Below are 17,664 nucleotides of genomic sequence, written 5' to 3' on the forward strand. Positions count from 1 at the left end.
CCAATAAAAACGAAGTGGCCACCCCTAAGGCCACCAGGAAACGACCTGCAGCGATAGGAAATCGTGGCGGTTTTTCCATCCTATGAGTGCACTTGTGTGAACACAGTCATGAACATCCGTGACGGCAAAGCCGTGCCCGGCATTTCACCACGCCGGGCATTTATCCCATTGTTCCTGGGGCAGATACTGCTGTCGAACGCCGCCTGGGCGGACACCCCATCAACGGCCAGCGCCTTCGACCCGCAGACGTTGCGTCAGCGGGGAATCGACCCCGAGCTTGCCAGCCTGTTGATGCAGGCACCGCGGTTCGCCCCAGGGCGCCATGCGCTCAGCCTGAGCGTCAACGGCCAGCGCCGTGGCCGCGTGGACGTGAGCTTCGATCAGCACGGCGCGCTGTGCTTCGACCCACCGTTGCTCGACGCCGGCCAGTTGGTTATGCCGTCAACCGGCCCGGCAGAGGAAAGCAGCTGCTACGGCTTCCTCCAGGACTACCCACAAACCGTGATCGATGCGGACCCGGCCAGCCTGAGCCTGGCCCTGGTGGTACCGACCCAGGCGCTGCGTCCGCTGACGCAGGACATTTCCGGTTATTCAACCGGCGGTTTTGCCGCGCTGATCAATTACGACATCACCGGGCTATACAGCCAATACAGCGACGACACCAGCCGTTTTGCCTCGGCCAATACCGAGGTCGGTTTCAATGCGGGCGACTGGATCGTACGCAGTCGCCAGGTACAAACCTGGCAAGACCGTGCCTCGCGCACCACCCACCTGGACGCCTACGCCCAACGCACCTTCGCCAGTCAACAGGCGGTGCTGCAGGCCGGGCAGATCAACCTCTACAACCCGGTACTCGCCGGCGCGCAAATCACCGGCGTACAAGTGCTCAATGAACAGGCCCTGCAAGAGCAGAACCAGGGCGCGACGATCAACGGCATCGCCAATGGGCCGGCGCAGGTCGAAGTTCGCCAGAACGGCACCTTGATCCACTCCACCGTGGTGCCCGCCGGGCCCTTTTCGTTGAGCAATGTGCCGCGCCTGAACGGGCGCTCCGACGTTGAAGTGACCGTCAAGGAAGCCACCGGCGAGGAACGCCGCTTCACCGTACCCGCGGCCATGCTTGGCCTGGACCTGCCTGCGCCCGGCTACTCGGTGGCCGCCGGGCGGGTACGTAGCATAGGCGATGGCCAGGCCGCCGAGCCGTGGGTGGTGAGCGCCGGCTGGAGTGCATCACTCCATCCGCAAGTCAGCTTCGGCAGCGGCGTACTGGCGGCCGAAGATTATCGTTCGGCGGGCCTGAGCCTGGGGTTGTTGCCCTGGCAGGACAGCCAGGTGCAAGTGGCCGTGGTGGGCGCAGAGGCGACGCGCCGAATCCGCGAGCGCGGTGTGCAGACCGACCTGTCCTGGTCGCAGAAGTTGAACGAGCGCTGGGCGGTCAGCGCCGCCAACTCCTGGCGCACTGAGGGGTACCGCGACCTGACCGAGTCGACGTACGTCACCGACACCGAGCCACAGCAACGCTCACGCTACCGCGACCAGCAAAGCGCCACGGTTTCCTGGTCCCACCCAGGGTGGGGTGCGTTCAGTGCGGGCATGTCCCGGTCGTCTTCGTTCCAGGGCGACAGCAGCAGCCGTGCCCTGGCGTCGTGGGGCACCCAGGTACGCGGTGTGTCCGTTTCCGCCACGGCCGAATGGCAAGTCAGTGGCCGCCAGCACAATGACAACAGCCTGTACCTGAATCTCAGCGTGCCGCTTGGGGACAGTCGCCGTGGCCGGGCATGGGTGCGCAACTCGAGGGGTGAACACCGCACCGGGCTGGGCCTCAACGAACAGATCAATGAGCAGTTGGCTTACCGGGTCGCCGTGGAACACGACACCCGCGACCGTGAGGTGGAGTCGTCCCTCGGCCTTTCTGCCTTGCCGTATTACAGCCAGCTGGATTTCAACTACACCCGCTCCGATGCCGAGCGCTCAAGCTACCAGGGCGGTGCCCGTGGCGCAGTGGTCATGCATGGCGGTGGGGTGACGTTCTCGCCCTACCCGGTGCGCGACACCTTCGCCGTGGTGTCGGTGGGCGAGATGGCCGGCGTGCAGGTGAGTACCCCCAGTGGCCCGGTATGGACCGACTGGCAAGGCCACGCCGTGGCGTCCCAGCTCAGCCCCTATGGCCGTAGCCCGGTGGAAGTCCAAACCCGTTCATTGCCGCGCAATGCCGACATCAGCAATGGACTGGCCGTGGTATCGGCGGGGCGCGGCGCGGTAGACCGGGTTGAATTCGGCGTATCGCTGACCCGTCGCGCACTGCTGACCCTGGACCGACCCGTGCCCCGTGGCGCAGCGGTGACCACCGAAGACGGCGAGTTCATCACGCTGGTCCAGGAAAACAACCAGGTATTTATCCCCAACGTGCTCGACACCCGCACGCTGTGGATCAAGGCCCCCGGCCAGCCACGCTGCCACTTGCGCTTTGAACTGCCCGCCAAGGCCGACCCCCACGTGTACTACGAAACCGCCCCGGCGCGCTGCCAGACTCCTTGAGGACACCATCATGAACCTTCACTACGCCCTGGCCGCCTTGGCGCTCCTGGCCGGCACCGTCCACGCACAGGACGACTGCCGCCTGGACCTCAGCCAGTCGCGCCTGGATTTCGGCTTGATGAAACGCGCCAGCGGCCCCGCATCTGCGCCAGAGCGATTGCTCGGCGAACGCCGTCTGTCGCTGACCTTGAACTGCCCGCAACCCAGTGACATGCGCCTGTTTTACCGCGCCCTGGCCGCCGGTACCGAGCGCTTGCGCTTCACCGAAGGCGGCAGCTACCGCGTGCAGGTGCGGGACGGGGTGCTGGATGGCCGGGCCGTGGAACTCGGCCTGCTGCCAGCACAAGACCAGGCGCCAGCGGCGGTCGCCTCGACGCTGACGTGGCGGGCTGACCACGGCATCGTGCCGATGTACAACGGCCAGCCCGCAACCGGCAGCAGTTTTTCCGTGCAACTGGACGTCAGCGCCTGGGCCCTCGATGCAGCCACTCATGTGCGCGACGCCGTCACTTGGGAAACGGAGGGGCTGGTGGACGCGCCCGCATCGGGCCGTTCACGGGCGTTGCATCTGCAAGCCAGCTTCGCCCCGGCCGCCTGCACGCCAACCCTGTCCAACAGCGGGACAGTGGATTTTGGCAAGTTATCGATCGGCGACCTGCACAACGACAGGGATACGCCCCTGCCCTCCCGACCGCTGACCCTCACCGTCGCGTGTGACGGGCCTACGCCTTTTGCCTTGGTGATGCACGACAACCGCAGCGGCTCAGCCACCGGCGGCGTCGACGAGACCGCCTACGGCCTGGGCCATGACGCGCGCGGGCAGAAAATCGGCCGTTACGCGTTGACCGTCGACCCGGCCCTGGTCACCGCCGACAGCCTGCCCCAAATGTACCGTACCGACTCCACCACCAGCGGCAACGCCTGGAGCGGCGCCAGCGCCACCCCCATCGCCTTGGGTGCCCGCAGCTTGCTGGGCTTTACCGCGACCGCCGGCAGCACGGAGGGGCCCAACGCCCTGCAGAACCTGAGCGCGCTGCTGACCCTGAACGCCGTGATCGCGCCACTCGTAGACCTGGACCTCAGCGGCGAAATCGAACTCGACGGTTCAGCCACCCTGGAAATCATCTACTTCTAAGTGCCACAGGAATCCTCATGTTCAATCGCTATTTGCTCCTCACGACGCTATTGCTCAACTCACTGGCGCAGGCCGCCTCCACTGTTGACCTGGGCGTCAGCGGCCAGCTCACCCCCAGTGCCTGTGAACCCAGCCTGTCCAATGGTGGCGTGTATGACGTAGGCAAGATCGCCGCCAAGGACCTGAACGCCCATCAACCCACCCGGCTGCCGCCTCATAGCCTGAAATTGGCGATCGACTGCCAGGCGTCGACCCTGCTGGCCCTGGAACCCCGGGATAACCGACAGGGCTCCAGTTATTCCGGTGATCAAAGCCATTCGTTCGGCCTGGGCTTGATCAACGACAACCAAAGGCTGGGCGCCTTGAATTTGAGTTTCGATTCAGCCGTGGCCGACGGCGTCGAGATGTACACGCTCATCTCAAGCGGCCCTTCTACGTGGGCGCCGTCGGTAATTCTGTCACCGCACGCCCTGAGCGCGTTCACCCCCATCAGGAACGTGACCGTCCCGGCGCCGGTACAACAACTGAGCGCCCGCTTGTCGATCCAGCCGATCATCGCCCCGACCGACACGTTGCTGCTGATAAAAGAAGCGCCTATAGACGGCTCCGTGACCCTGACCGTGAAGTACTTATAGGAGTCAAACCATGAAAACGTTACTGCTCGCCCTAACCGCCGGTGCGTGGCTGGCCCCTGTATCGACAGCCCAGGCCGCCTCCACCGTCGACTTGCGCGTGACAGGCCTGATCACCCCCATGGCCTGCACCCCGGTGTTTTCCGGCGGTGGGTTGGTCGAATTCGGCAAGATATCCCAACAAGACCTCAACCAGGCCACAGGCACCCGGCTGCCGCTCAAATCCCTGACGTTGACCGTCAGTTGCAACGCACCGGGTCGCTACGCGTTGCGCATGCGCGACAACCGCGAAGGTTCGGCCCACGTCAACAGCGAGATCTATTACGGGTTGGGGTACGACAACAGTGGCAACAAGGTCGGGGTCTACTCACTCAAGTTCGACCCGAAGCAGACCGTGGCCAGCCCGTTGCCACAGGTGTTCGGCACCGAATCCACCACCGGCGGCGCGGCCTGGCGCACGGCCAATCAAAACCCGATCGACATCGGCGCCCGAAGCCTGCTGGGGTTCACCGACATCGAGGGCAGCACCGACGGCCCGGCCGCCATCCAAACCCTGACCAGCACGCTGACCCTGGAGGCGGTGATCAATGCCAAGCAGAACCTGGACCTGAGCACCGACATTCCCCTGGACGGTTCCGCGACCCTGGAGGTGGTGTATCTCTAGACGGCTTCGCTGCTGACACCCACGTATTTCGCCCGCCCCGCACCGAGACCGGCGACGACGGCGCCCAGGCCGAGGACCGCGAACACCCAGCCGGTGGCAGCCCAGCCGCCGGTCCAATCGTGTATCAGCCCCACCGCGAGCGGGCCGGCGGATGCCAGGGTGTAGCCGATGCCCTGGGCCATGCTCGACAGGTTCGCGGCCACATGGGAATCCCGTGAGCGCAGCACGATCAAGGTCAACGCCAGGCTGAACGTCCCGCCCTGGCCCAGCCCCAACAGAATGGCCCAGCCCCACAGCCCGTCGAGTGGCGCATACAGGCAGCCGAACAGGCCGCCGAGGGTCAGCAGCATCACCACCACAATGGCCAGGCGCTGATCCTTACCGCGCGTGGCCAGCCAGGGCGCGGCCAGTGAACTGAACAATTGCACGATGATGGAGCCGGACAGCGCCAACCCGGCTTCGGTGGCACTCAAGCCACGGCCGATCAGGATCGACGGCAGCCAGCCAAACACGATGTACGCCAGGGACGATTGCAGGCCCATGTACAAGGTCACCTGCCAGGCCAGCGGGTCGCGCAGCAAGCCTTTGACCTGATAGGCGACCTGGTGGGCACTCTGCTTCTGGCCGACCTGGGGCCACCAGAACAACGCCGCCACCAGCGCCGGCACAATCCAGAAGCCCAGGCCGAAGGTCCAGCGATCGCCGAAATAATGACTGAGGGGCACCGTTGCACCTGCCGCCAGCGCTGCCCCCAGGCACAGGGCCATGGTGTAGACCCCGGTCATGGCGCCGGCCTGCCTGGCGAAATCACGCTTGACGATGCCCGGCAGCAACACGCCGATGATGCCGATACTCGCGCCCGCGACCAGGCTGCCGACGAACAGACCCACTTCGCCAAAAGCACTGCGCAGGAGGATGCCGGCGGCCAAGGTCAGCAAAATCCCCAGCACCACGCGCTCGGCGCCAAAACGCCGGGCCAGGATCGGCGCCATGGGTGCGAACAGGCCCAGGCACAGCACCGGCAAGGTGGTAAGCAAACCGGCCCTGGCCGCCGACAACCCCAGGCTGCTGGAAACGTCTGCCAGCAACGGCGCCATGCTCGACAGCGCCGGGCGCAAGTTCAAGGCCACCAGGATCAGGCCCAACAGCAACAGCCACGGGCGATTCACCACCGGGTGGCGGTGTTGCACCACCTCGTCGTCGGCTTCGGCATCGATCAACAGTTCTTCGAGTTCGGGCGTGCGTTTGGCTTCAAGGCTCATTAATCAACTGCCGGCAGATGGATTTGGCGCGTTCCGGGTCCTGGTGTTCCACGGCGTCGAGCAGGGCGATATGCAGGTCGAACACCGCCTGGCGGCGCGGCGAAATGTTCAGGGTCTGGCGCAACTGGGCGCCGATGACCGCCGAAAAATACTGGTACAGCTCGCTCAAGGCGGGGTTGTGCGCGGCGTCCACCAGCCGTGCGTGGAACACCAGGTCAGCACTGATATAGGCCTCCAGGTCACCGTGGTACAGCTCGGCGCTGGCCTTGAGTGCCTCATGCAGGCCGTTGAGATCGTCCTCGGTACGGCGCGCGGCAGCGAGGCCGACGGCCTCCACTTCGAGAATCTGCCGCGTCTCCTGCGCCTGTCCCAGGGTGCAATGGGATAACGCCCGCATCGCCCCCAGCGGGTCAGTCATCGAACGCAGGTAACTGCCGTCGCCCTGGCGGATGTCGATCAACCCGCAGAACGCCAGCACGCGCATGGCTTCGCGCACGGTATTGCGGCTGATGCCCAACTCGGCCGACAGCTCCGGCTCGGTGGGCAGGCGCTCGCCGATGGCCCACTTGCCTTCGGTAATGCGCCAGCGCAACTGCTCCAGGGCCTGGTCCACCAGGGAGCGTTTGATCAGGGGGGCGATGTCTGTCATGGAATGTTGGCTTTCGTCCAATCATAGGATGAATTTTCCTACAGCCTATTCAGAGTTACCTACAAAGGCAACGCACTAGGGTTCTTAGGCAGGAAAAGGAGCAGTATTTTCGATTAGTAAAATTACCCTTAGAGGGTAATTATCCGGCTCAGGTGTCTTATGGAAAAGTACACACCTCATTACGATCTGGCGGTGATCAAGGCGGATGTCAGGCGGCTTAAGGAAAAAGCATTTACCTCAACGGCGAAGAGCGCAGGAAGGAAACTCGGCTTTGAGATCCATGAAATGCAAGAAGTCGTTTTTCAATTGCAAACCAGGATGTTGTACAAATCAATGACTACCTATGCAGACCATAAGGTCTGGCAGGACGTGTACCACATCAGTTCACACGGCATGGAGATTTACATAAAGGTCTCTTACCGCTCAGGCGGTAACCCACCGGTAATCTCCTTCAAGGAGTGCAACTCATGAAGACTCAACAGTGCTTTATATGCGGTACGCCCGACGGCATGACTCGGTTCGAGGGCCGTAGCGAGACCATCAGCGTCAAAGGGATGGAGCGTCGTGTCGATGACCTTTCTGGCTGGGAATGCCATGCATGCAGCGACGGCATGTATGACCCGGATAGTGCGGAACGCCACGCAAAAGCAGGGGATGAACTCGTCCACGCCGCACGGACAATGATCGGCAACGAGATGAAACGCATCCGTCGCAAGCTGCACCTTACGCAAAAAGAAACCGTGCAACTCTTGTCGGGTGGCGGCCACAACGCTTTTTCACGTTATGAACGCGGTGAGCTTCTGCCACCGAAGCCACTGGTTCTGTTGATGCGATTATTGGACCGTTACCCTCATTTGCTCGCCGACGCCAAGGTATTGGCCGAAGGCGCTGACCTGCGGGGGTTCACTGATACCGTGAACACAGAAGATGAGGCGCTCAAGGCCTCATGAACAGACAAAAATAAACCCGGCCAGGCCGGGTTTATTTTTTCAAACATCGATCAATGCAGGATCTGGCTCAAGAACAACTTGGTCCGGTCATTCTGCGGGTTGTCGAAGAAGTCATTCGGCGCCGCCTGCTCCACGATCTCGCCCTTGTCCATGAAGATCACGCGGTTGGCCACGGTACGGGCGAAGCCCATTTCGTGGGTCACGCACAACATGGTCATGCCGTCTTCGGCCAGGCCGATCATGGTGTCGAGTACTTCCTTGACCATTTCTGGGTCGAGGGCCGAGGTCGGTTCGTCGAACAGCATGATTTTCGGCTTCATGCACAGCGCACGGGCGATGGCCACCCGCTGTTGCTGGCCGCCCGAGAGCTGGCCCGGAAACTTGTGGGCCTGCTCTGGAATGCGCACGCGCTCCAGGTAGTGCATGGCAATTTCTTCAGCCTTGCGCTTGGGCATCTTGCGCACCCACATCGGCGCCAGCGTGCAGTTCTGCAGGATGGTCAGGTGCGGGAACAGGTTGAAATGCTGGAACACCATGCCGACTTCACGGCGGATCGCTTCGATCTGCTTGAGGTCGTTGGTCAGTTCCACGCCGTCGACCACGATGCGGCCCTGCTGGTGTTCTTCCAGGCGGTTGAGGCAGCGGATGGTGGTGGACTTGCCGGAACCCGACGGGCCGCACAGCACGATACGCTCGCCCTGCTTGACGTTGAGGTTGATGTCTTTCAACACGTGGAACTGGCCGTACCACTTGTTGACGCCCTGCATCTGGATAATGCCTTCAGGGCTCACAGGCTGTTTGATCGCTTCGCTCATAACAACAACTCCTAACGCTTGTGGCCTGTGTCGAGCTTGTGTTCCAAATGAATGGAATAGCGCGACATACCAAAACAGAAAATCCAGAACACCAGGGCGGCGAACACGTAGCCTTCGGTGGCCATGCCCAGCCATTTCGGGTCGGCGGCGGCTTGCTTGACGCTGTTGAGCAGGTCGAACAGGCCGATGATGATCACCAGGCTGGTGTCCTTGAACAGCGCAATAAACGTGTTGACGATGCCAGGGATCACCATCTTCAGGGCCTGCGGCAAAATCACCAGGCCCATGCTGCGCCAGTAGCCCAGGCCCATCGCCGCGGCCGCTTCGTACTGGCCCTTGGGAATCGCCTGCAAACCACCGCGCACCACTTCAGCCACATAGGCCGACTGGAACAGGATCACGCCGATCAACGCCCGCAGCAGCTTGTCGATGCCCATGCCTTCGGGCAGGAACAACGGCAACATCACCGAAGACATGAACAGCACGGTGATCAACGGCACGCCGCGCCAGAACTCGATAAAGGTCACGCAGACCACCCGGATCGCCGGCATGTTCGAGCGCCGCCCCAAGGCCAGCACAATGCCCAGCGGCAACGCGCCGGCGATACCGACGGTGGCGATGACCAGAGTCAGCATCAGGCCGCCCCATTGGCTGGTCGCCACGTTGCTCAGGCCAAAGATGCCGCCGTGCAACAGGAAGTAGGCAATGATCGGGTACAGCACCAGGAAGCCCAGGCCATAGATCGCCTTGCGCGGGAAACGCGAGATGAACAACGGTGCCACGCCGACGATGGCCAGCCACACGGTCAGGTCCACGCGCCAGCGCAGGTCGCCGGGGTAGTAGCCGTACATGAACTGCCCGAAGCGCTGTTGGATAAACACCCAGCACGCGCCCTCTTTCGTGCAATCGGCGCGCGTGGTGCCGACCCAGTTGGCATCGAGGATGGCCCAGTGCAGGATTGGCGGCACCACCAGGTAGATCAGGTAAAACGCCAACAGCGTCAGCAGGGTATTGAGCCAGCTGGAGAACAGGTTGGCGCGCATCCATGCCATCGGCCCGAAGACTTTGCTCGGCGGCGGCATATCAGGTTTGAACGTATGCGAACTCATGTGCGTTTCCTCACCGCTCGATCAGCGCAATGCGCTTGTTGTACCAGTTCATCAGCAGGGAAATGCTGATGCTGATCGCCAGGTACACGCTCATGGTGATGGCAATGACTTCGATGGCCTGGCCGGTCTGGTTGAGCACCGTGCCGGCAAACAGCGAAACCATTTCCGGATAACCGATACCAGCGGCCAGCGAAGAGTTTTTCGCCAGGTTCAGGTATTGGCTGGTCAGCGGCGGAATGATCACCCGCAAGGCTTGCGGGATGATGACCTTGCGCAGCGTCGGCCCCGGGCGCAGGCCCAGGGAGCGCGCGGCTTCGGTCTGGCCGTGGCTGACGGACTTGATGCCCGAGCGCACGATCTCGGCGATAAACGCCGCCGTGTACACCGTCAACGCCAGGGTCAGCGCCAGCAGTTCAGGGATCAGTACCCAGCCGCCGACGAAGTTGAAGCCCTGCAGCTTGGGCATTTCCCAGTGCAGCGGCGCGCCGAAGACCAAGGCGCACAACGCCGGGATCAGGATGAACAGCGCCAGGCCCGCCCAGAACTTGTGGAACGGTACGCCGGTGGCTTCAAAGCGTTTGTTGGCCCAACGCGCCATCAGCACGATCGCCACGATGGCAAGCACCACACTGGCCACAAACGGCCAGAAACCATCAGCGGTCAGCGCGGCCGGCATATTCAGGCCACGGCTGCTGACAAAGAAGGTATCGCCGAAGTTGTGGCTGTTACGCGGCCCCGGCATGGTCAGGAACACCGCGAAGTACCAGAACAGGATCTGCAGCAGCGGCGGGATGTTGCGGAACACTTCCACATACACGGTCGCCAGCTTGTTGATCATCCAGTTGGGCGACAAACGCGCCACGCCGATGATGAAGCCGAGCAGGGTCGCCAGGACCACACCGATCACGGTCACCAGCAAGGTGTTGAGCAGGCCGATGACAAACACCCGGGCATAGCTGTCCGATTCGGTGTAGTCGATCAGGTGCTGAGCGATGCCGAAGCCGGCACTGCGCTCAAGAAAGTCGAAACCCGAGGTAATGCCCCGGTGTTGAAGGTTGGTCTGGGTATTGTTGAACAGGTACCAGCCCAGCGAGACCACCGCCACAATCGTGACGATCTGGAATAGCCACGCACGCACCTTGGGATCGCTGAAGCTGAGCTTCTGCTTGTGTGCGCCGATTTGATTTTGCATGGAGTGCCCCGGAAATAATGGAACAGAACATCACCCGGCGGTTGGCCCACCGGGTGATAGAACCATCAGCGATCAGCGCACAGGTGGTGCGTATTGAATGCCGCCGTTGTTCCACAGCGCGTTCAGGCCACGGTCGATTTCCAACGGGGTGCTCTTGCCCAGGTTGCGCTCGAACACTTCGCCGTAGTTACCAACTTGCTTGACGATCTGTACGACCCAGTCTTTCTTCACTTTCAAGTCTTTGCCGTATTCGCCGTCAGCACCGAGCAGACGCGCGACGTCCGGGTTCTTGGTGGACTTGGCTTCAGCTTCGACGTTCTTCGAGGTGATACCGGCTTCTTCAGCGTTGAGCATGGCGTAGCCAACCCAGCGCACGATAGCCAGCCACTCGTCGTCGCCGTTACGCACGACCGGGCCCAGCGGTTCCTTGGAGATGGTTTCCGGCAGAACCACGTAGTCCTTCGGCGAGGCCAGCTTGCTGCGCTGGGCGAACAGTTGGGACTTGTCGGAGGTCAGCACGTCGCAACGACCCGATTCCAGCGACTTGGCGCTTTCGTCGGAGGTGTCGAAGGTGATGGGGGTGTATTTCAGGTTGTTACCACGGAAGTAGTCGGAAACGTTCAGCTCAGTGGTGGTACCGGCCTGGATGCAGATGGTTGCACCGTCCAGTTCCTTGGCACTTTTAACGCCCAGCTTGTTGTTCACCAGGAAGCCGATGCCATCGTAGTAGGTGATGAAGCCTGGGAATTTCAGGCCCATGCCCGCATCGCGGGAGCTGGTCATGGTGGTGTTACGCGACAGGATGTCGACTTCGCCGGACTGAAGCGCGGTGAAACGCTCCTTGGCGTTCAACTGGCTGAATTTGACCTTGGTGGCGTCGCCAAACACGGCAGCGGCCACAGCGCGGCAATAGTCAGCATCGATCCCGAGGATCTTGCCGCTGGCATCCGGTACCGAGAAACCCGGCAGGCCGTCACTCACGCCACATTGCACAAAGCCTTTCTTCTGTACGGCGTCCAGGGTGGCGCCGGCTTGGGCAAAACCACTGACACCCAGTACAGCGGCCGCGGTTACGATGGCCAGGGTGGATTTCAATACCTTCATTCAAACCTCCAGTTGCTCTTGTTGTGTCGGAGCTAAAACTTCAGCGCACCCTTGTGAGGCGATATTGACCCGTGTTGGCTTTTTTTGGGGCCAAGCAGCATGAAGTTGTCGCAGTAATTCCAGTTGCTATCCCACAGGCGGCAGTCACTGATAGTGTTACCGCCCTAGGAAAGTTCTGACATCGACCTACACATAGCAAGGCGCGTACCAGAGTACCGGCTGAGTCGTTTCAGCCCATGGTCAATAGCAAAACATTCAACCTTGCGACATTCTCTTAACAGATCAACCTGTCGCGCACCGTTCCGATGCACTCAATCGGAGCGCACGCACATAGATGGAGCAACCATGACCGAACCCCTGATTATTCAGCCCGCCAAGCCCGCAGACGCCTGCGTAATCTGGTTGCATGGCCTGGGTGCCGATCGCTACGACTTTTTGCCGGTGGCCGAGGCACTCCAGGAAACCTTGTCGTCGACCCGCTTTGTATTGCCCCAGGCGCCCACTCGCCCGGTGACCATCAACGGTGGTTACGAAATGCCAAGCTGGTACGACATCAAGGCCATGAGCCCGGCCCGTTCGATCAGCCTGGAAGAGCTGGACGAATCAGCCAACATGCTCATGGGCTTGATCGAAACGCAGAAGAGAGGCGGAATAGACGCTTCGCGGGTTTTCCTCGCAGGTTTTTCCCAAGGCGGTGCGGTGGTATTCCACACGGCGTTCAAGCAATGGCAGGGGCCATTGGGCGGCGTAATAGCACTCTCCACCTATGCTCCAACCTTTGGGGATGAGCTGGAGTTATCCGCCAGCCAGCAGCGCATTCCCACCCTGTGCCTGCACGGCCAGTACGACGACGTCGTACAGAACGCCATGGGCCGCAGCGCTTATGAGCATTTGAAAAGCCGTGGTGTCACCGTGACATGGCAGGAATACCCAATGGGCCACGAAGTGTTACCTGAGGAGATACACGACATCGGCACCTGGTTGACCGCCCGCCTGGGCTGAAAGCCAGCGTTTATGTAGCCGTATGACAGACGCACTACGCCGCGCCCGATTCTTGCATTACACTGGCCGGCGTACATTCCTTAACCAATTAATGAGATGACCGTGCTCAAAGCACTTAAGAAGATGTTCGGCAAAAGCGAGGCTGAGCCGCTCGCGCCTGTTCCCAGTGCTCCTGTCCCCACGCCCGGCAGCCGCCATGACGGTCAACAGCCAGGCCGGCCCGCACCTGTCGCCTCGCAAAAAAAGCCAGCGGTGACGCCGCCTGAACAGGCAAAACCTGCCGAGGCCGCCCCCGAGCCGGCGCCCCAGCCAAAAGCACCCCGCCGCGAACGCGCGCCAAAACCGCCTGTCACCCCTTGGAAACTCGAAGACTTCGTCGTCGAACCCCAGGAAGGCAAGACCCGCTTCCACGATTTCAAACTCGCCCCGGAACTGATGCACGCCATCCAGGACCTGGGTTTCCCGTACTGCACGCCGATCCAGGCAGAGGTGCTGGGCTTCACCCTGGCGGGCAAAGACGCCATCGGTCGCGCCCAGACCGGTACCGGCAAGACCGCCGCGTTCCTGATCTCGATCATCACCCAGCTGCTGCAAACCCCGCCGCCGAAAGAGCGCTACATGGGTGAACCGCGCGCACTGATCATCGCCCCGACCCGGGAGCTGGTGGTGCAGATCGCCAAGGACGCCGCCGACCTGACCAAGTACACCGGCCTCAATGTCATGACGTTCGTCGGTGGCATGGACTTCGACAAGCAGCTCAAGCACCTCGAAGCCCGCCATTGCGACATCCTGGTCGCCACTCCGGGCCGCCTGCTGGACTTCAACCAGCGCGGCGACGTGCACCTGGACATGGTCGAAGTGATGGTGCTCGACGAAGCCGACCGCATGCTCGACATGGGTTTTATCCCGCAAGTACGCCAGATCATTCGCCAGACCCCGCCGAAAAACGAGCGCCAGACCCTGCTGTTCTCCGCGACCTTCACCGAAGACGTGATGAACCTCGCCAAGCAGTGGACCACCGACCCGTCCATCGTCGAGATCGAAGCGCTGAACGTGGCCAGCGAAAACGTCGAACAGCACATCTATGCCGTGGCCGGTGCCGACAAGTACAAGCTGCTCTATAACCTGGTCAACGACAACGGCTGGGAGCGCGTGATGGTGTTCGCCAACCGCAAGGACGAAGTGCGCCGCATCGAAGAGCGCCTGGTGCGCGATGGTGTCAACGCCGCGCAACTGTCGGGCGATGTGCCACAGCACAAGCGCATCAAGACCCTGGAAGGCTTTCGCGAAGGCAAGATTCGCGTGCTGGTGGCCACCGACGTGGCGGGGCGCGGGATTCACATCGATGGCATCAGCCACGTGATCAACTTCACCCTGCCGGAAGTGCCGGACGACTACGTGCACCGTATCGGCCGTACCGGTCGCGCAGGCGCGGCGGGTGTGTCGATCAGCTTTGCCGGCGAAGATGACTCGTATCAGTTGCCGTCGATCGAGGCGCTGCTGGGTCGCAAGATCAGCTGTGAGACACCGCCGACGCACTTGCTGCGGGCTGTAGAGCGCAAACGCCCTTAAGCTGAAATGCAATAAAAAATGTGGGAGGGGGCTTGCCCCCTCCCACATTTGCATCTGTGTTCGGCTGGTTATTTCCAGCGATCGGCAGCAGCGTGATCACTGCTGCGCCCTTCCACCCAGCGCGCGCCTTCAGGGGTGCTTTCCTTCTTCCAGAACGGCGCACGGGTCTTCAGGTAATCCATCACAAACGCACAGGCATCGAACGCGGCCTGGCGGTGGGCGCTGGCGGCCGCCACAAACACAATCGGTTCGCCCGGCTCCAGCGCGCCGATGCGGTGCAGCACTTCGAGCTTGAGCAGCGGCCAGCGTTGTTCGGCTTCGACGGCGATCTTGGCCAGGGCTTTCTCGGTCATGCCGGGATAATGCTCCAGGAACATCCCCGCCACCTCGCGCCCATCGTTGAAGTCGCGTACATAGCCGACAAAACTCACCACTGCGCCCACGCCGACATTCGCCGCATGCATCGCGTTGACTTCGGCACCCGGATCAAACGGCTCGGGCTGCACACGAATGGCCATGCTCAGCCTCCGGTCACGGGCGGGAAGAACGCGACTTCATCCCCGGCGTGCAGCGGTTCGTCGAGATTGCACAGCTCCTGGTTACGGGCACACATCAAGCTGGCTTCGTTGAGCACTTCAAAGCCCGGATCACTGGCCAACGCCTGGCGCACAGCGTCGACGGTGGCGAAGTCGCCCTCCATCTCCAGCGAGTCCAGGCCCACCGCTTCGCTGTAGCGCGCAAAAAACAGTACGTTGATGCTCATGCCTGATCCGCCTTGAAATGCCCGCTTTTACCGCCAAGTTTTTCCAGCAGGCGAATGTTTTCGATGGTCATGCCGCGGTCCACGGCCTTGCACATGTCGTAGATCGTCAGCGCGGCGACACTGGCGGCTGTCAGCGCTTCCATCTCCACGCCGGTCTGCCCGGAGAGTTTGCAGCGCGCCACGATATGCACCGAGTCTGCGCCATCGGCGCTCAGTTCGACCTTGACGCCAGTCAACATCAACGGGTGGCACAGGGGGATCAAGTCACTGGTTTTTTTCGCGGCCTGGATCCCGGCGATGCGGGCCACGGCGAACACGTCGCCCTTGGGATGGGCGCCGTCGACAATCATTTGCAGGGTCTCGGGCAGCATGCGCACCCGCGCTTCGGCCACCGCTTCACGGAACGTCACGGACTTGTCAGTGACGTCGACCATATGGGCGCGACCTTGGGAATCGAGATGAGTCAGCACAGGGATACTCCTGATCAGGAGCACCGATTGTAAACCCAATGCATAACAAATGTGGGAGGGAGCAAGCCCCCTCCCACACTGACCACGTTTACAAATGCGATTCGGCGTATTCGGCCAGAATCGAGCGAGGCACCCCTTGCAGCGCGATATGCACGCCGTTGGGGAAGTCTTTGAAGCGTTCCGTCAGGTAAGTCAGCCCGGAGCTGGTCGCGGACAGGTAGGGGGTGTCGATCTGTGCCAGGTTACCCAGGCACACCACTTTGGAACCGGCGCCGGCACGGGTGATGATGGTTTTCATCTGGTGCGGCGTAAGGTTCTGGCATTCATCGATCAGTATCAGGCTTTGTTGGAAGCTGCGGCCTCGGATGTAGTTGAGGGATTTGAACTGCAACGGCACTTTGCTGAGGATGTAGTCGACGCTGCCATGGGTGTTTTCGTCATCCATGTGCAAGGCTTCGAGGTTGTCGGTGATCGCCCCCAGCCATGGCTCCATTTTTTCCGCTTCGGTGCCCGGCAGGAAGCCGATTTCCTGGTCCAGGCCCTGCACACTGCGGGTGGCGATGATGCGCCGATAGCGCTTGGTCACCATGGTCTGCTCGATGGCGGCCGCCAGGGCAAGGATGGTTTTGCCCGAGCCCGCGGCGCCGGTCAGGTTGACCAGGTGGATGTCCGGATCGAGCAGCGCATACAGTGCCAGGCTCTGGTAGATGTCACGCGGTTTCAGGCCCCAGGCTTCCTGGTGCAACAGGGGCTCCTGATGCAGGTCGAGGATCAGCAGCTTGTCGACCTGGATCTCTTTGATCCAGCCCACGAAGCCCTGTTCGTCGATGATGAATTCATTGATGTGCACGGCCGGCAGGTTGTCGATCAGTTGCACCTGGTGCCAGGTGCGGCCATGGTCCTGACGGGTTTCGACCTTGCTGACACGGTCCCAGAACGAGCCGGTCATGGTGTGATAACCACGGGACAGCATCGACACGTCGTCGACCAGTTGGTCGGTACTGTAGTCCTCGGCAGCGATCCCACACGCTCGTGCCTTGAGGCGCATATTGATGTCTTTGGTCACCAGCACCAGGCGCAAGTCCTTGTCGCGTGCGTGCAGGTCGATCAGTTGGTTGATGATCTTGTTGTCGTTCAGGTTTTCCGGCAGCAGGCTGTTGGGCTCGCTGCGCTTGCTCATCAGGATCGACAGCAAGCCCTTGGGTCCGCTTTTGCCGCGCTGGATCGGCACGCCGACTTCAACATCCTCGGGTGACGCTTCGCCCAGGGTCTTGTCGATCAGGCGGATGGCCTGGCGGCATTCGGCAGCCACGCTGTGGTGCCCGCTTTTGAGTTTGTCGAGCTCCTCAAGCACGATCATCGGGATGGCGACGTGGTGTTCTTCGAAGTTGAGCAGTGCGTTTGGATCGTGGATCAATACATTGGTATCAAGCACATAAAGGATTGGCTGGTCGGAAGAAGGGTTACGTCCATGATCATCCATACTCGGTCACCTTTGTGGGAGCCAGTCGACGCAATACCACAACAGTGCTGCGCCTCGATTCGACCACCGACCGCACCTTGAGTGACATCAAGGGCAGTGCCCACATGAGGAGTCTTGGAAGACGCCACCTGTGTTGCAGGTTTCGGCGATCTGACTTCGTAATACCGCAAAACCCATGACAGGAAAAAGCACTTTGACGGTTTTTTGAAGTTTATTTTTCAGGATGACGAATAGCACTAGCCGAGTGCCAGCTACCCCGTTAAAGTCGGAAGTCCGCCTGCATCGAAATGTCGCACAAAATCTCCCCGTAAACGCCTCATCCCC

Annotated in this window: 18 protein-coding genes; 8 read left to right on the plus strand and 10 right to left on the minus strand. The window is 61.4% G+C overall.

The genetic code is table 11. From position 1 onward, the window contains the following. The first annotated feature begins 108 nt into the window (after positions 1-108). The 4 genes from AC1Q6I_RS08605 to AC1Q6I_RS08620 are packed head-to-tail and all read left to right on the plus strand — an operon-like array spanning position 109 to position 4,969. The gene (locus tag AC1Q6I_RS08605) at positions 109-2,538 is read left to right on the plus strand and encodes a fimbria/pilus outer membrane usher protein (protein WP_102625660.1); all 2,430 of its coding nucleotides are present in this window, start codon (positions 109-111) and stop codon (positions 2,536-2,538) included. 10 nt (positions 2,539-2,548) lie between these two features. After that, positions 2,549-3,673 (plus strand): DUF1120 domain-containing protein, encoded by a 1,125-nt coding sequence (locus AC1Q6I_RS08610; RefSeq protein WP_102625661.1) that lies wholly within the window; start codon positions 2,549-2,551, stop codon positions 3,671-3,673. A gap of 17 nt (positions 3,674-3,690) precedes the next feature. Then, a complete protein-coding gene (locus AC1Q6I_RS08615) occupies positions 3,691-4,308 on the plus strand; it encodes a DUF1120 domain-containing protein (protein ID WP_102625662.1) in 618 nt (205 codons plus the stop codon). Positions 4,309-4,318: 10 nt separating this feature from the next. Further along, a complete protein-coding gene (locus tag AC1Q6I_RS08620) occupies positions 4,319-4,969 on the plus strand; it encodes a DUF1120 domain-containing protein (protein ID WP_102625663.1) in 651 nt (216 codons plus the stop codon). On the opposite strand, the gene AC1Q6I_RS08625 is transcribed toward AC1Q6I_RS08620, so the two are convergent. Continuing rightward, positions 4,966-6,231, minus strand: a complete 1,266-nt coding sequence (locus AC1Q6I_RS08625; RefSeq protein ID WP_102642542.1) for a CynX/NimT family MFS transporter — start codon at positions 6,229-6,231, stop codon at positions 4,966-4,968. The two genes, AC1Q6I_RS08620 and AC1Q6I_RS08625, sit on opposite strands and share 4 nt — an antisense overlap. Next, positions 6,221-6,880, minus strand: a complete 660-nt coding sequence (locus AC1Q6I_RS08630; protein WP_069077368.1) for a FadR/GntR family transcriptional regulator — start codon at positions 6,878-6,880, stop codon at positions 6,221-6,223. Before AC1Q6I_RS08630 ends, AC1Q6I_RS08625 begins: the two co-directional genes overlap by 11 nt. Before the next feature lie 159 nt (positions 6,881-7,039). Here AC1Q6I_RS08630 and AC1Q6I_RS08635 point away from each other — a divergent pair, with 159 nt between their 5' ends. Together AC1Q6I_RS08635 and AC1Q6I_RS08640 are read left to right on the plus strand one after the other, a co-directional pair. Further along, entirely contained in the window at positions 7,040-7,351 is a 312-nt protein-coding gene (locus AC1Q6I_RS08635; RefSeq protein ID WP_102625051.1) for a type II toxin-antitoxin system MqsR family toxin, read from the plus strand. Beyond that, positions 7,348-7,830: a type II toxin-antitoxin system MqsA family antitoxin gene (locus AC1Q6I_RS08640; RefSeq protein WP_102625052.1), complete on the plus strand. Its 483-nt coding sequence runs from the start codon at positions 7,348-7,350 to the stop codon at positions 7,828-7,830. Before AC1Q6I_RS08635 ends, AC1Q6I_RS08640 begins: the two co-directional genes overlap by 4 nt. A gap of 50 nt (positions 7,831-7,880) precedes the next feature. On the opposite strand, the gene AC1Q6I_RS08645 is transcribed toward AC1Q6I_RS08640, so the two are convergent. From AC1Q6I_RS08645 to AC1Q6I_RS08660, 4 genes are all read right to left on the minus strand, one after another. Continuing rightward, positions 7,881-8,645 carry an amino acid ABC transporter ATP-binding protein gene (locus tag AC1Q6I_RS08645; RefSeq protein ID WP_003171943.1) on the minus strand — a complete coding sequence of 255 codons (765 nt, stop codon included), beginning with the start codon at positions 8,643-8,645 and terminating at the stop codon, positions 7,881-7,883. 11 nt (positions 8,646-8,656) lie between these two features. After that, complete coding sequence (locus AC1Q6I_RS08650; protein WP_024073570.1) at positions 8,657-9,754, minus strand: amino acid ABC transporter permease; 1,098 nt, start codon at positions 9,752-9,754, stop codon at positions 8,657-8,659. Between the two features lie 10 nt (positions 9,755-9,764). Further along, a complete protein-coding gene (locus AC1Q6I_RS08655) occupies positions 9,765-10,946 on the minus strand; it encodes an amino acid ABC transporter permease (protein WP_102625053.1) in 1,182 nt (393 codons plus the stop codon). A 72-nt stretch (positions 10,947-11,018) separates the two neighbouring features. Next, positions 11,019-12,050, minus strand: a complete 1,032-nt coding sequence (locus AC1Q6I_RS08660; protein WP_024073568.1) for an amino acid ABC transporter substrate-binding protein — start codon at positions 12,048-12,050, stop codon at positions 11,019-11,021. A 345-nt stretch (positions 12,051-12,395) separates the two neighbouring features. Here AC1Q6I_RS08660 and AC1Q6I_RS08665 point away from each other — a divergent pair, with 345 nt between their 5' ends. Continuing rightward, entirely contained in the window at positions 12,396-13,052 is a 657-nt protein-coding gene (locus AC1Q6I_RS08665; RefSeq protein WP_024073567.1) for an alpha/beta hydrolase, read from the plus strand. Positions 13,053-13,148: 96 nt separating this feature from the next. Then, a complete protein-coding gene (gene rhlB / locus AC1Q6I_RS08670) occupies positions 13,149-14,624 on the plus strand; it encodes an ATP-dependent RNA helicase RhlB (RefSeq protein ID WP_024073566.1) in 1,476 nt (491 codons plus the stop codon). Positions 14,625-14,692: 68 nt separating this feature from the next. On the opposite strand, the gene moaE is transcribed toward rhlB, so the two are convergent. The 4 genes from moaE to AC1Q6I_RS08690 form a co-directional block, all read right to left on the minus strand. Next, complete coding sequence (gene moaE, locus AC1Q6I_RS08675) at positions 14,693-15,142, minus strand: molybdopterin synthase catalytic subunit MoaE (protein ID WP_024073565.1); 450 nt, start codon at positions 15,140-15,142, stop codon at positions 14,693-14,695. A 2-nt stretch (positions 15,143-15,144) separates the two neighbouring features. Then, entirely contained in the window at positions 15,145-15,387 is a 243-nt protein-coding gene (moaD, locus tag AC1Q6I_RS08680) for a molybdopterin converting factor subunit 1 (RefSeq protein WP_024073564.1), read from the minus strand. After that, positions 15,384-15,857 (minus strand): cyclic pyranopterin monophosphate synthase MoaC, encoded by a 474-nt coding sequence (moaC, locus tag AC1Q6I_RS08685; protein WP_024073563.1) that lies wholly within the window; start codon positions 15,855-15,857, stop codon positions 15,384-15,386. Before moaC ends, moaD begins: the two co-directional genes overlap by 4 nt. Positions 15,858-15,945: 88 nt before the next feature. Next, on the minus strand, positions 15,946-17,340 hold the full coding sequence (locus AC1Q6I_RS08690) for a PhoH family protein (RefSeq protein ID WP_024073562.1): 1,395 nt from the start codon (positions 17,338-17,340) through the stop codon (positions 15,946-15,948). Positions 17,341-17,664 lie beyond the last annotated feature (324 nt).

This window comes from Pseudomonas sp. MPR-R2A5 (assembly GCF_058793055.1).

Bases quoted from the DNA above. Each gene is read 5' to 3' on its own strand.
- moaD (WP_024073564.1), bottom strand. From the start codon at position 15,387: ATGAGCATCAACGTACTGTTTTTTGCGCGCTACAGCGAAGCGGTGGGC.
- AC1Q6I_RS08630 (WP_069077368.1), bottom strand. From the start codon at position 6,880: ATGACAGACATCGCCCCCCTGATCAAACGCTCCCTGGTGGACCAGGCC.
- AC1Q6I_RS08660 (WP_024073568.1), bottom strand. From the start codon at position 12,050: ATGAAGGTATTGAAATCCACCCTGGCCATCGTAACCGCGGCCGCTGTA.
- AC1Q6I_RS08625 (WP_102642542.1), bottom strand. From the start codon at position 6,231: ATGAGCCTTGAAGCCAAACGCACGCCCGAACTCGAAGAACTGTTGATC.
- AC1Q6I_RS08635 (WP_102625051.1), top strand. From the start codon at position 7,040: ATGGAAAAGTACACACCTCATTACGATCTGGCGGTGATCAAGGCGGAT.
- AC1Q6I_RS08605 (WP_102625660.1), top strand. From the start codon at position 109: ATGAACATCCGTGACGGCAAAGCCGTGCCCGGCATTTCACCACGCCGG.
- AC1Q6I_RS08655 (WP_102625053.1), bottom strand. From the start codon at position 10,946: ATGCAAAATCAAATCGGCGCACACAAGCAGAAGCTCAGCTTCAGCGAT.
- AC1Q6I_RS08615 (WP_102625662.1), top strand. From the start codon at position 3,691: ATGTTCAATCGCTATTTGCTCCTCACGACGCTATTGCTCAACTCACTG.
- AC1Q6I_RS08640 (WP_102625052.1), top strand. From the start codon at position 7,348: ATGAAGACTCAACAGTGCTTTATATGCGGTACGCCCGACGGCATGACT.
- AC1Q6I_RS08690 (WP_024073562.1), bottom strand. From the start codon at position 17,340: ATGGATGATCATGGACGTAACCCTTCTTCCGACCAGCCAATCCTTTAT.
- AC1Q6I_RS08665 (WP_024073567.1), top strand. From the start codon at position 12,396: ATGACCGAACCCCTGATTATTCAGCCCGCCAAGCCCGCAGACGCCTGC.
- AC1Q6I_RS08620 (WP_102625663.1), top strand. From the start codon at position 4,319: ATGAAAACGTTACTGCTCGCCCTAACCGCCGGTGCGTGGCTGGCCCCT.
- AC1Q6I_RS08645 (WP_003171943.1), bottom strand. From the start codon at position 8,645: ATGAGCGAAGCGATCAAACAGCCTGTGAGCCCTGAAGGCATTATCCAG.
- moaE (WP_024073565.1), bottom strand. From the start codon at position 15,142: ATGGCCATTCGTGTGCAGCCCGAGCCGTTTGATCCGGGTGCCGAAGTC.
- rhlB (WP_024073566.1), top strand. From the start codon at position 13,149: ATGACCGTGCTCAAAGCACTTAAGAAGATGTTCGGCAAAAGCGAGGCT.
- AC1Q6I_RS08610 (WP_102625661.1), top strand. From the start codon at position 2,549: ATGAACCTTCACTACGCCCTGGCCGCCTTGGCGCTCCTGGCCGGCACC.
- AC1Q6I_RS08650 (WP_024073570.1), bottom strand. From the start codon at position 9,754: ATGAGTTCGCATACGTTCAAACCTGATATGCCGCCGCCGAGCAAAGTC.